The following is a 14,338-nucleotide window of genomic DNA, read 5'->3' on the forward strand; positions in this document are numbered from 1 at the left end:
CTATTATATTACATATTTGTACCCGGTCCAAAACGTCTTTTTTGGACCGGGTACAAGTGAATATTATAACAACACTAAGCTATTTCACAAAAATCAGGTTTCCAAGTCCGGACATGTTTCTCCAGCCTTCTCCACTCTGATCATTCCAGATAGCTACTCCATCTCTAGTGCCATCACCATTTCCGTCATCATTTACCTGAAAATCAAAACCGATAATTTGACCTTCTTCGGCAGTGATTTCCACAAAAGGAACAGCAGCTTCGACAATATAGCCGGTTTCAGTTACTCGGGTAGCTGTTTTCAGGCCTTCTCGCTCTGGGTTAAATGACTGCTGATTTAAATAGTTAATTCTATACTGAGTATCATCTGACTGATATTCAGTACTTTTATCATTATTTTCGTCGACAAATATCTCAACAGAATCCTCTTCGTGTACCTGCTCACCAGCCAGGCTGAGCGCTGAATCTTTTACTTCTGCAAAGATGTATAAAGTATTTTCATCCCACATAGTCTTAACTTCAGCAGTAGCTGGATTTTCACCGGAAATTATTTTCTCCGTTTTGATTGTATTGGCCTTCTCCCAGCTCTCATCCATTTCCGCATCAATTTCTGCTTGACCGTAAACTGCTTCTGTAATTACTGGTTCTTCTTTTAAATTTAAAGTCCCATAATTCTCTGCACTTTCAGTCTGCTTTTTAGTAAAGTCATTCCAGATAATAGAGGTTTCAGATTCTGCATCATTAATTTTAAGATCAAATCCAACTTGATCTCCAACCTTTAAATTCCGACTTTCTACCGGTATAACTGCTTCAATCAAATACGAATTATCTTTTTCTACTGCTGCAGTTTTTAAATTGGATTCTCCACTTCTTTTAATCTGGTAATGTTTTATTGCTTCAGAATCAGCAGTTTTTGCATTTGCTTCATCTACAAATATTTCTAGAGCATCTTCAGCATTTTTACTCTCATCTTCAATCTGAGCATAAAGATAAATATTGTTTTCATCCCAGCTCAACTTAACTTCTCCACCAAGATATTCATTTTCTTCTAAATCCAAAGTGTCTCCGCTATTCTGCCAGATCAAATCACTTTCAGCATCAATCTCTGGGCTTCCTTGAGAAATATCGAATTCTTTGGTGATTACAGGTAGTCTATCTGGATTAACAACTCCCCAGAAAGCTGGTTTGGCTTTTAATGACTGGTCAAATAAAAGCGGCCAGTTATTTCTTTCTACCGGGAAACCTGTTAACCAGGTGTGGTCATCTGCAATTCCCCAGAGAGTAACATTAGTAATTGAATCAGAATACTGTTTAAAGAGATTAAAAATCTCACGGTAGCGGTGTCCCTGCTTAACAGCTAGCTCCTCACTAAAGCTGTCATAACTCTGACTATTATTTGTATAGACACTTAGGTCTAGCTCAGTTATCTGGAGATCCACTCCCAGAGAAGCAAATTTGTCTAAAGTCTTCTCCATTGTAGCAATTGAAGGTGATTCAATATTAATGTGGCCCTGCATTCCAATTCCATCAACCGGAATATCTTCTGCCAGCAGCTCTTTAACAACTCTGTACATAATATCTCTTTTAGCCGGATCTGATAAAAGACTGTAATCATTGATATATAGTTTTGCCTCCGGGTCAATTTTATTAGCATGGATGAAGGCTTCTTTAATATAATCAATTCCCGCTATTTGATACCACTTACTATTTCTGAGTCCATTGGTTTCAGTTGAAGCAGGATCAATCGCTTCATTTACAACATCCCAGCTATCGATATCACCCTTATAATGCTCCATTGTTTTTTCAATATGCTTTCTCATTCTATCTAAGAGAACTTCCTTAGAAACTAATTCTCCCTCTTCATCTTCAAAAAACCAGTCGGGAACCTGACTGTGCCAGACTAAGGTATGACCTCTCATTACCATCTCATTTTCTTTAGTAAATTCACGAATCTTATCCCCACCAGTAAAATTAAATTCGCCTTCTTCTGGCTGAACTGTCTCTGGTTTCATTACATTTTCTGCAGTTAGACTGTTAAAATGCTTTTTTAAAATTTTGCCATGTTCTCCTTCTAGCTGATAGGGCTCAATGGCTGCTCCAATCTTAAAATGATCTGCATAAGCCGCTTTTAGAGAAGGAATATCTGCTTCCATTTTCTGCACGATTTCACCTTCCTTTTTAATAACAAGATCGTCAATTAAAAATTCTAATTCGGCATTAGCTGATTCCGCATACAGGGTAATTCTGTCCATACCGGAATTAATAGTATAATTTCCATTCAGTTCAACCCAATCAGAGGCAGAAGCTTCAACACTGGTAACATTATCCCAGGAATTGCTGCCATCCTTATTATTTTCTGTACTTAAAGTAATTGTTGAGTTCTCAGAACCTTCCACAAGTTTAACCATCATTGAAAAATTATATTCTTTGTTTCCTTCAACAAATTCATCAATATTCAGACTGGGTCCATTCCAATTTTGAGATCTGCCTTTAATCAGCAGACTCTGGCTGCCACTGACTGCTGTTGAATCAACAACTTCTAGCTCAACACCCTCACCTCGGGGCTGCCAGTTACCAGCGCCATCTTCAAAATCAGTTTGATAGACTACTTCGGCAGCTACTGAAGCCGAAAAAAATGTAGCAAAAATAACTATTAAAGCTGTTAATAAAATCATGTTTACTGTACTTTTCTTTTGTAAAATCATTATACTCCCCCTATTTAATTAAAATTCTTTCTTAACATAATCTTCGCACTATTTTTATATATAAAAAGAGAAAACTCCTAAAAGATTATTTTTAAAATATCCCTTATAAGCTTTCTCTTAAGTTGTTAAGAAAATATTGAACTTTAAGCAGTTATTACTCTTTGACTCCACCAAGGGTTAAGCCATGAACAAAGTACCGCTGTAGAAATGGATAAACTACGGCTATTGGAACAGTAACAATAATAGTCATGGTAGCTCTAATTGCCCGTGGGGTAATCTGGGCGGCTTGAGCTGAGTTTGATAAAGCCTGCTGCATTGAGCCAGACATTGAATTGGCACTCGCTAATACTTTCATTAACTCATACTGCAGGGTTGAAAGGGCTGGATTGGATGAGTTATAGAGAAAAACATCCCACCAGGCACTCCAGTGATAAACTGCTGTAAAAATTGCAATTGTTGCCAGCACAGGTTTACTTAAAGGCATAATAATTTTTAAGAAAATAGTAAACTCTGAAGCTCCATCAATTTTAGCTGATTCTATTAAACTTTCTGGTAAACCATTGATATATGTTCTAACAATAATTAAGTTAAAGGCTGCTACCAGTCCAGGCAGTACATAAACCCAGAAGTTATTGGTTAATCCAAGGCGCTGGTAAAGGAAGTAAGTTGGTATCAAACCACCTTGAACATACATTGTTAAGACATAAATAAAGGTGATAAATTTCCTTAAGACAAAATCCTTACGACTGATTACATAAGCCAGCATTGCGGTTAAAAAAGTTCCGAAAACTGTTGTCAAAACAGTTCTTGCAATTGAAACTCCTGCTGCATGGAAAATCTGAGGATCAGTCAATAATGATTCATAATTAAAAGTTGTAAATTCACGCGGCCAGAGATAAATCCCACCTTTGATACTGTCTCTACCTTCATTAAGAGAAATTGCAAATGTATTTAAAAACGGATACAGGGTTACAATAATCAAAGCTATCAAAAATGTATAAACAAATAAATCTAATAAAATATCATCCCAGCCTCTTTTTTTTGCTCTGAGCATAAGAATCTATTCCTCCTTTTTAAATTAATCTTTCTTCTCCCATCATTTTAGCTATTTGATTGGCACTAAAAACTAAAACAATACTGACTAAGCTTCTAAATATACCTGCCGTTGTAGCAAAAGAATAACGCATCATTTTCAATCCATAATCAAGCTCAAAGATTCTAAAAATCCTGGAGTACTCAATTACTCTTCCATTACTGAGCAGATAAATCTGTTGAAAGCCCATATTCATTAAACGGCCTACATTTATAATTAATAAAATTATGATAACAGGTTTTAAAGCCGGTAGAGTAATATATCTAATTCGCTGTAATCTACTCGCACCGTCAATAACTGCAGCCTCATATAAACTGGGACTAATTGAAACAATCGAGGCTAGATATAAAATCGCACCAAATCCAACAGTTTTCCAGACATGAGAGGCACCAACTATCCACCAGAAAAGTTTAGGGATTCCCATAAACATAATCGGAGAATCTATAATTCCTAGATTTAATAAAACATCATTTACAATTCCACCATCAGTGGAAAGAGCATTCATAACCAGATTAGCTCCTACAACCCAGGAAATAAAATGGGGTAAATAAGAAATAGTCTGAGTAATTTTTTTGAATTTAGCAAAACGAACTTCATTTAAAACCAGCGCCAGTAAAATTGAAAAAAACATTCCTGATAAAAGCTTAATCAAGCTCATAGCAAGAGTATTTCTTAATACCTCAAAAAATACAGGATCAGTTAATAATAATCTAAAGTTTTCTAAACCAACCCAGGTCTGATTGAAAAATGAATTTCCAGGCCAATAGTTCTGAAAGGCCATTAACCAGCCCCATAATGGTACATATTTAAAAATGATAACATAAATTATAAATGGAAGTGACATTAAAACTAAAGCTTTCTGCTTCCAGAGTTTCTGCCAGAAAGTATCTCCACTTTTCTTCACAAATATTCCTCCTTAAAGAAATAGCTAATTAAACAAAAATAAGAAAATTTTTATTTAGGAGCAGGAAGTTTAACTCCCTGCTCCGATTATTAATGATAGGATTATAAACTAGTTTTACCAGTTCTCCATTCTCCAATCAATTTGTTTTTGATAGTGCTCAATTTGGGCATCCATTAGACCGTTAATCTGCTTAGTATAGGCATCCCAGTTAGTTTCAAATTTCTCTGTTGAATCCATTACCAGAGTCGGAATATGCTGCACTAAAGCATCGGTCATTCTTGTTGATTCAATCTGTGCTTTAGAGTTTGTAGGTAAGGTAATTGTCCAGAGTGGGAAATACTTTCTGTCTTCAAATGGCTTATTATAAAGACCAGTAAATGATTTAACACCATAGGCATCCATTACCTCTTTTTCGGCTTCCGAACTATTTGCATAAATTGCACTGGGCTGTCTGCTAGGCATAAAACTGTTTCCATCAGGACCAAGACCAGTTAAACTTGGAAAGGCATTATAGAAATAATGACGTCCAAATACATCTCTAACCCAGGTTGGATCCTGGAACATTTTCAGTTGCTCTTCAGTTCTGTAGAACATGCCATCTTCATCTACCTGATAATGTTCACCTTCAATACCCCACTGAATTAAGCGCTGTGTATCCAAACTAACAAGGTAATCTAGATATTTAATAGCTGCTACTGGATCTTCACAGGCTGTTGTAATTCCCATACCCTGTGTAGTCTGAACATATGGTTTGTCTCTTACATGTTCTTCAACAATTGGATCATAAGTTACAGGGAAAGGCACCATAATGCTGTCTGGATCTTCATTAATTAAAACTTCTTGAGCCTGCTGAACCTGCCAGTACTGGTTAATTGTTCCTAAAACTCGGCCAGAACTTATCTTTTCTAAATACTGATCAAAATTAGAAACAAAGGCTTCTTTATCTACAACACCTTTATTATACATTTCATTTAATTTTTTATAATAATATTTTTCTACATTACTGCCATAATAGGGACGGACTACATATTCGCCACCTTCTTTAACAGGTACAAATCCACCTTCATTTGGATAACCCATTAAGTGCATCGGACCATTGGTAGTAGCAAATCTTCGCCAGCCATCAAATAAAGTTGTATATCCAATTGTTTTTTGTCCCTTATACTCAGGATGTTCTTTCTGATAATTCTCAATTAACTCAAAATACTGATCAAATGATTTAATTACCGGGTAATCATTTGCTTCCAGTACTCTTTTGTTAATGAAAAATCCTACTGATGGATATCTCCTTTCTGCTGGTTCAAAAGGAATAGCTAATTGAGGGAGATAATAGATATGTCCATCGTCTTTTCTTAAGGCATCCAAATGCTTGGAATAATATTTCTTAATGTTTGGTGCATGTTTATCAATTAAATCCTCAAGAGGAATTAAAGCACCAGCCTCAACAAATTTGTCAGTAAAATGAGCTGCTACTAGCATATCAGGATAATCCTGACTGGCAATCATTAAACCAACTTTTTGCTCTAAATCTCCAACAAGATACTCTCTGTTTAATTTAACTCCTGTCTCTTTTTGGATTATGTCACCAACAATGGATGAGCCAGAATAATCAGGTAAGGAAACAGAAATAAAAACATCAAATTCCTTTAGATCATCCTGAGCTGCTGTTACAGTGGTAAAAGCTAAAGCCAGAACCAACATTAAAATTAAAATACTTAAACCCTTCTTCAAAATAAACCCTCCTTATAATTTTGATGTATATTGATAAAATTGAATCAATTTTATCCGAAAATTAAGAATCATTTGTACTAATAAATTTTAAAATTACCGCTCAATGCAAGTAAAGCAAATAAATACAGAAAATTATCATAATAGCGGCGCTCATCTCTTCTCAGCTCAGCTTCCCAGAAGTCTTTTATATATTTTTCTGTAAATTTATTTTTTCCAGCCAGTGATACTGCAGCATTGGCAGCTTTAAGGCCCAGATAATGTAAGTAATCTGGTTTTTCCAGTTCTTTACCATCTATAGAGTATTTTGTATATTCATCTTTATCAAAAAAGAACTTCTGCAGATTATAAGCTTCCTTCCTCTGCCAGGGATCCTTATTGAACCAGAGTGAATCAACTCCAATATTAAAAGCAACTCGATAAGCATCACTGTAAAAATCTCCATGGCCCTCTTCAAAACGAGGTGATCCGTCATATTCCGCATATTCCGCTGATAAACCGGTTTCTAAATGACAAGATTGCTTTAAATAATTACGACTTGCTTTAGCAGCCTTTTCCCAAAAAATTCGATCTTCTTCATTTCCCCATTGAGCAAAAAGTTCATAAAAATGTGGCAAATGATAGGATGGATCTGAAAACTCGACTTCCGGAATAAACTTAATTAAATAATTATCCGAATTCCACATCGGATCACCAGGCGAATTCTCTCCTTTATGAATAACCTCATGCAAAATTTCTTTTGCCTGTTTTGAATAGTTTAAATCTCCTTTGCCATCTCCCCATCTTCTCGATGCAAAAAGTAATGCCATTGCAAAATACTCTTCCCCATCTGGAGCAGGTCCCTGAGAATTTTTATTTCCTTTAAGATCACAGGACCAGGCAAAATATCCCTTATATTTGCCAGCTGTCTGATACATATATTTTTTGGTCCAACGCCAGAGTCTATCAAAAACTTCTTTTTTATCCAGCTGCACTGCTGCCATCATCCCATAAGACATACCTTCAGTTCTAACATCGTTATTACCTGTATCAGTAATATAGGCCATATTTTCGTCAGTTTGATGATAAAATTTTAAATCATCAGCAAAAAATAGAGAATCCCAGGTCTTATTGATCTTAACTTCAATTTCTTTTTCACTATAACCATATTGCTTCAGTAAATTCTGATAATCACCGGAATAAAAAGCACCCTTTTCTTCCAAATAGTTTCCTCCTTTACCTTTTAGAAACCGGTTTAAAATTTGAATATTAAAAAAATATACCTAATTTTTATTTAGAAACCGGTTTATATTTATCTAAAAATTATTATACCTTTCTGCATGTCTCTCCAATAATCAGTCTAGTCGGTAAAATGATTGGCGAAAATGATTTCTTATTAATAATATTTAAAAGAAGTTTTGAGGCAGCTTCTCCTAAACCAATCTGATCCTGAGCAATAGTAGTCAGATGATAATGTCTTCCTATCTCTATGCTATCAAAACCAATAATTGAGTAATCATCTGGTACATTTAAACCTGCCTGGCGAATAGCTTTAATTGCACCAATAGCAATTAAATCCTCTGCAAATACAGCAGTTGGCTTTTCATCTAAATTAAGAATTCTTTTCATTGATTGATAGCCGGTTTCCATACTATAATCGCCGTCAAACATCCATTCTGAATTATAGGGGAGATTGAGAGCTTTGATAGCCTGCTGAAAACCAACAAATCTATCTGTAGAAACTTTAAAACCATTTAATCCCCTAATCATTGCAATTTTTTTATGACCTAATTCAGCTAGATATTCTACCGCTTTTCGGGCTCCACCGGTATTATCAGAAGTTACATAGGAAGTATTAGAACCAACCAAATCCAGGTCAATAAAAACAGATGGTATATCCGATTTTAAAAGCCGATCAAACTGAGCTATATTAACCTTACCATAACCCATCATTATTACGCCATCAACATTTCTGTTTTCACATTTTTCTTTATAGCTGTAGTCAACCCAGGATTCATCCCACTGTTTATTGGTAAAATATAAAAGATCATAACCCTTATCTCCCATTACAGCCTCTATACCTTCAAAAACTTCTCTAAAGAAGAAGTTATTTAAAATTTGAGGACCAAATATACCAATTGTGTACGATTTTTTTGTTGAGAGACTTCTGGCCACTGAATTGGGCCAGTAGTTATTTTCTTTCATGATTTTTAAAACTTTTTCTTTAGTATCATCACCAACACCTGAGTAATTATTAATTACTTTAGAAACTGTTGACTTAGACACTTTTGCCTTTTTGGCAATATCATTGATTGTAACCATTTTGTCACTTCCTTCGAAACCGGTTTATTTAATTATACTAAAAAAATTATCAGATTTCAATAGGAAATGATAAATATTTTCTTGATATTTAAAATTTTTTGAATCTTAGTTTATTTTTTTAGAAATAAACTTAATTGGGAGTGGACGATTAAATAACCGTCCACTCAGCTTTTAGCAGGTAAATATTTATATTTAATTATTTAAAATATACTGATTCAGTTTCGCTTCCAGCATTTCCTGATGTCCGGAATAATTTTCAACTTCACCAAGTTCAATAGCGTATTCAGCTAATTCTTCCAGACCAACCTCTTTATTTACAATCTTCTTACCAATTCCACTTTCATAACTTGCATATCTTTCAGCCACAAAATCTTCTAATACTTTATCTTCTAATAATTTATTGGCAATTTTTAAGCCCTTAGCAAAGGCATCCATTCCAGCAATATGACCATAGAATAAATCTTTCATTTTGAAGGAAGGACGGCGAACTTTAGCATCAAAATTGAGGCCCCCTTTACCCAGACCATTATTTTTAAGTATTTCATACATAGCAAGAGTTGTTGTATAAATATTAGTTGGGAACTGGTCTGTATCCCAGCCGAGTAATAAATCACCCTGATTTGCATCTACACTTCCCAGCATATCATTAATTCTAGCATAGTGAAGCTCATGCTCAAAGGTATGTCCAGCCAGGGTTGCATGATTTGCCTCCAGATTAACTTTAAAGTGCTCATCTAAATCATATTTTCTTAAGAAGGCAATCACATTTGCTGCATCAAAATCATACTGATGCTTAGTTGGCTCTTTGGGTTTTGGTTCAATCAATAGCTGACCATCAAAACCAATTTTTTCTTTATATTCTACAGCCATTTCTAAAAAACGGGCCAAATTATCTTGTTCCAGGGCCATATTTGTATTTAAAAGTGTTTCATAACCTTCACGACCACCCCAGAATACATAGTTTTGACCACCAAGTTTTTTGGTTACTTCCATAGCCTTTTTAACCTGAGCGGCAGCAAAGGCAAATACATCTGCATTAGGAGAAGTAGAAGCACCATTCATAAAACGAGGATTGGTAAACATATTAGCTGTTCCCCAGAGCAGCTTTATACCTGTTTCGTTCATCTTCTCTTCAATTAAATCAACGATAGTATCTAAATTTTTGTAGCTTTCAGCAACTGTTTTTCCTTCAGGAGCTACATCACGATCATGGAAGCAGAAATATGGAGCTCCCAGCTTATCCATAAAGGTAAAGGCTCCTTCAACTTTGGCCTTTGCTCTTTCTAAAGGATCACTAATATCTGCCCAAGGGTAAACTCTGGTCCCAGCACCAAATGGATCTTCACCTGTATCCGCAAATGTATGCCAGTAAGCGATTGAGAATCTTAAGTGTTCTTCCATTGTTTTGCCCGCAATTTTTTCTTCCGGGTTATAATACTTAAATGCCATTGGATTATCTGATTCTGGTCCTTCATATTTTACCTTTTTAAAATCTTTAAAAACATTTTTCATAATTTGATTACCTCCATTTTGTAAGAAAATATAAGTCTGAAACATTAACATCAATATTAATTCAAGTATTAATTTAAGTTTTAAATTAACTCTCTAGTTTATAATATTCAAGGCCGAACAAAAAATTCCTGCTTTTTTTTAATCTTTTTTATTAAGCAGCAGATTTCTTATTTTTAGTATAAATATCAACCCAGACAGCTAGAATTAATATTAGACCTTTAATTATTGACTGCCAGAAATTTTCAACATTCATTAAACTCATTCCATTATCAAGACTGGCCATAACAATGGCACCAACTACAGCACCACCTACTTTTCCGATACCACCAGCTAAACTGGCTCCACCAATTACACAGGAAGCAATAGCATCAAGTTCCGCACTATTTCCTGCTGCAACTGAAGCAGCACTCAAACGAGATGTCAAAAATATTCCACCAATTGCTGCCATCAAACCATTGAGCATAAAGACAGTTAAAGTTATTTTTTTAATATCTATACCAGATAACTTGGCAGCATCACTATTTCCACCAATTGCATAAATATAGCGGCCAAAAGTTGTTTTATTAGTTATAAATGTAAAAATAGCTAGAAAAACTGTTAAAACCATTAAGGGAATTGGTATCCCCCGATAGGCATTAAAAATCAGAATAAAGGTAACTAATAAAGCAACTGAAACAACTATTTTCAGAATTTCAAACTTCAAAGGCAGTACTTCAAAATCATATTTTAATTTATCTCTTCTTGACTTGAGCTGAATAATTATAATTGCTAAACCTACTAAAACTGCAAAGATTATTCCAATTGTATCTGAAAGATATCCCTTACCAAAATAATAAAACAGGTCACTCATTGGGCCAATAGTTGTTCCACCAGTTATTCCAACTAAGACACCTCTAAATATTAAAAGACCCCCAAGGGTAACAATAAATGAAGGAACATTTCCATAAGCAGTCCACCAACCATTCCACAACCCTAAAATCAGCCCTAATAACAGCGTAATACCAATAGACATTATAGGATTCATTCCCTGCCAGACATCTAAAATCGCTACTACTCCACCTGTTAAACCCACCAGAGATCCAACTGAAAGGTCAATATGACCCATTATTATGACCATGACCATTCCAATAGCCAACATAGAAGTAAAGACAGACTGTCTAAATAGATTGGAAATGTTTCTTGCAGTTAAAAAATCTCCTCCCGTTGTAAAGGAAAATATAATCCAGATTGAAACTAAGGCAATAATCATCATATAAGTTCTTAAGTCAAATTTAATTTTTTTCGTATCAGCCATCTATTTTCCCTCCTGTAGCATAAACCATAATATCTTCTTGACTAATATCTTTATTTCTATTATCAAATTCTTTGGTAATCTTACCTTCATGCATTACTAAAATTCTGTCGCTCATACCTAATATTTCAGGAAGCTCAGATGAAATCATAATAATTCCCATTTTATCTTCAGCAAATTTATTCATTAATTCGTAAATTTCCTGTTTTGCCCCAACATCAATTCCTCTTGTTGGTTCATCCATTATTAAAACTCTAGGAGTTTCAACAAGATTTTTAGCTAAAATAGCCTTCTGCTGATTTCCTCCACTCAAATTAACAATTTTAGTATTAAGAGATGCTGTTTTAACATTTAATTGTTCAACCAGTTCAGTCACATTTGCAATCTCTTTATTTTCATCAACAACTAACAGGTTTTTAAATTTGTCTAAAAATGAAATTGATATATTTTCTTTAACGCTCATTGGAGGAATAATACCAAATCTTTTTCTATCTTCCGAAATTAGCGCAATTCCTTTGTGGAGAGCTTCTTTTGGCGACTTTATATCTACTTTTTCCTGATCTAAATATATATCCCCTTTTTTACTACCAGGAAGATAACCAAAAAGTGTATTAGCTATTTCAGTTCTCCCAGCTCCAATCAATCCAAAGATTCCTAAGATTTCTCCTTCTGCCAGTTCAAAAGAAATGTTTTCTAAAATTTGTTCACCTTCATAATTTTTTAAATCTAAACTGTCAACTTTTAAAATTTCTTTACCTGCTTTATATTTTCTATCAGGAAACATCTGCTCAATTGAGCGGCCAACCATCATTTTAACTACTTCTCTTTCGTTTAAATTATCTTTCAGATCTCCGCCAATGTATTCTCCATCTCTTAAAACAGATATATAATCAGCAATCTCAAAAACCTCATTTAACTTATGAGAAATATAAATACAAGTAACTCCTTCGTTTTTTAAATCACTTAAAATTTTCATTAACAACTCAACTTCATTGTCTGTTAAAGATGCAGTCGGTTCATCCAGAATTAAAAGTCTAGAATTTTTGGCCAGCGCTTTCGCGATTTCAATTAACTGCTGTTTACCAACTCCAAGCTCACCAACTTTAGTTGTTGGTTTAACTCCCTCCAGTTTCATTTTTTTAAGCCACTTGTTTGTTTGGTCATACATTTCATTCCAGTCAATATATCCATTATGCGAAATTTCATTACCCATAAAAATATTCTCTGCTACATTCATTTCTTCAAAAAGTGTCAATTCCTGATGAATGACAGCAATTCCATTTTCTTCAGCCTGATGAATATTTTCGAATTTTTTTTCTTCTCCTTCAATAAAAATTTGACCTTCATAACTTCCATTTGGATAAACACCGCTGAGAACTTTAATTAAAGTTGATTTACCAGCTCCATTTTCTCCACAGAGGGCATGAATTTGATTGCTTTTCACCTGAAAAGATACTTTATCTAAAGCTCTAACACCCGGAAAATCTTTAATGATATCCTTAGTTTCCAGCAAAACTTCTTCCAAATTGTTCAACTCCTTTCATTAAGAAAAGAAAAAGGGGCAAATAATCGCCCCTTTTTTAAGATTACTGTTCAGGCCATTCAGATTTTGGTACATTTTTATATACTTCTTCCATTTCGTGGAATCCATCTTCTATAACTGTATCCACCATATTCCCTTTATGAACCTGAATCGGTGTTAATAAAACTGATGGTACATCATATTCACCATTATTAATTGCACCATTTGTGTCTATTTCTTTACCCTGGGCCATATTAACTGCTATTTCTGCACCTCTACTAGCTAAATCCTGAATTGGTTTATAAATTGTCATTGTTTGAGTACCTTCAACAATTCTCTGACAGGCCGCAAGGTCAGCATCCTGACCAGAAACTAAAACTTCTCCGGCTAAACCCTGCTCTTCAAGAGCTTGAATTGCTCCACCGGCAGTACTATCATTAGAAGCAACAATAACATCAATATCATTATTATTAGCTGTCAGAGCATTTTCTACAATACCTAATGCTTCCTGTGGTAACCAGTCTTTTGCCCACTGATCACCAACAATATTTATTTTGCCCTGATCAATATAAGGCTGTAAAATATTCATCTGTCCCTGACGGAAAAGTTTAGCATTATTATCGGTTGGAGAACCTCCAAGTAAAAAGTAATTTCCTGTAGGCTGTTTATCAACTAAAAATTCTGCCTGTAATTCACCTACACGAACATTATCAAAAGAGAGATAATAATCTACTTTACTATCCATTAACATTCTATCATAGGCAAGTACAGGTACATTATTTGCATGGGCTTCTCTAACTATACTTCCCATCACCTTACCATTATGAGGAACAACTACTAAAACATCAATTCCCTGGGTAATTAAATTTTCTGCCTGTGATAATTGAACTGTGTCATCTCCATTAGCAGATTGAACTAATACCTCTGCTCCCATTTCTTCTGCCTTATTTACAAAAATATCACGATCATGCTGCCATCTTTCCAGTCTCAAATTATCCATTGACAATCCAATTGTAATACCATCCTGGGCCATTACTCCAAAAGATCCTAAAAATAATAATACCGCTACTAATGTTGAAATAATAATACTTTTTCGCATTAAATTAATCCCCCTTAAATTTTTGATAAAATTAAAAACAGATTACACTTAACCGTCATTTTTTAAATATAATTTATCCCTCCTCCTAAAATCTTAGAAATTAATTCAAGTTTTAATTTAAGTTATAAATTAAGTCTCTAATATATAGATTCTATACAATTTTTAAAATTCCTGCAATAAATTA

Annotated in this window: 10 protein-coding genes; all 10 read right to left on the reverse strand. The window is 34.4% G+C overall.

What is annotated here, in order from left to right; genetic code table 11:
* Positions 1-79 precede the first annotated feature (79 nt).
* The 10 genes from DFR80_RS02385 to xylF all read right to left on the reverse strand — a co-directional run bounded on the left by DFR80_RS02385 (position 80) and on the right by xylF (position 14,154).
* On the reverse strand, positions 80-2,704 hold the full coding sequence (locus DFR80_RS02385; protein ID WP_114489111.1) for an endo-1,4-beta-xylanase: 2,625 nt from the start codon (positions 2,702-2,704) through the stop codon (positions 80-82).
* Positions 2,705-2,858: 154 nt separating this feature from the next.
* Complete coding sequence (locus DFR80_RS02390; RefSeq protein ID WP_114489112.1) at positions 2,859-3,758, reverse strand: carbohydrate ABC transporter permease; 900 nt, start codon at positions 3,756-3,758, stop codon at positions 2,859-2,861.
* A gap of 19 nt (positions 3,759-3,777) precedes the next feature.
* The gene (locus tag DFR80_RS02395; protein WP_076545543.1) at positions 3,778-4,701 is read right to left on the reverse strand and encodes a sugar ABC transporter permease; all 924 of its coding nucleotides are present in this window, start codon (positions 4,699-4,701) and stop codon (positions 3,778-3,780) included.
* A gap of 114 nt (positions 4,702-4,815) precedes the next feature.
* Positions 4,816-6,432, reverse strand: coding sequence for an extracellular solute-binding protein (locus tag DFR80_RS02400; protein ID WP_076545542.1), 1,617 nt, complete (start codon positions 6,430-6,432; stop codon positions 4,816-4,818).
* A gap of 77 nt (positions 6,433-6,509) precedes the next feature.
* The gene (locus DFR80_RS02405; RefSeq protein WP_076545541.1) at positions 6,510-7,631 is read right to left on the reverse strand and encodes a glycosyl hydrolase family 8; all 1,122 of its coding nucleotides are present in this window, start codon (positions 7,629-7,631) and stop codon (positions 6,510-6,512) included.
* 103 nt (positions 7,632-7,734) lie between these two features.
* Complete coding sequence (locus DFR80_RS02410; protein ID WP_114489113.1) at positions 7,735-8,730, reverse strand: LacI family DNA-binding transcriptional regulator; 996 nt, start codon at positions 8,728-8,730, stop codon at positions 7,735-7,737.
* Positions 8,731-8,922: 192 nt separating this feature from the next.
* On the reverse strand, positions 8,923-10,242 hold the full coding sequence (xylA, locus tag DFR80_RS02415) for a xylose isomerase (protein WP_114489114.1): 1,320 nt from the start codon (positions 10,240-10,242) through the stop codon (positions 8,923-8,925).
* A 151-nt stretch (positions 10,243-10,393) separates the two neighbouring features.
* Positions 10,394-11,536, reverse strand: a complete 1,143-nt coding sequence (locus DFR80_RS02420) for a sugar ABC transporter permease (protein ID WP_076545538.1) — start codon at positions 11,534-11,536, stop codon at positions 10,394-10,396.
* Entirely contained in the window at positions 11,529-13,058 is a 1,530-nt protein-coding gene (locus tag DFR80_RS02425; protein ID WP_114489115.1) for a xylose ABC transporter ATP-binding protein, read from the reverse strand. The genes DFR80_RS02420 and DFR80_RS02425 overlap by 8 nt, the downstream gene beginning before the upstream one ends.
* 61 nt (positions 13,059-13,119) lie before the next feature.
* Positions 13,120-14,154, reverse strand: coding sequence for a D-xylose ABC transporter substrate-binding protein (gene xylF / locus DFR80_RS02430; RefSeq protein WP_076545536.1), 1,035 nt, complete (start codon positions 14,152-14,154; stop codon positions 13,120-13,122).
* Positions 14,155-14,338: the final 184 nt, after the last annotated feature.

The organism is Halanaerobium sp. ST460_2HS_T2, from assembly GCF_003337665.1.
In the GTDB taxonomy this organism is placed as follows: domain Bacteria; phylum Bacillota; class Halanaerobiia; order Halanaerobiales; family Halanaerobiaceae; genus Halanaerobium; species Halanaerobium kushneri.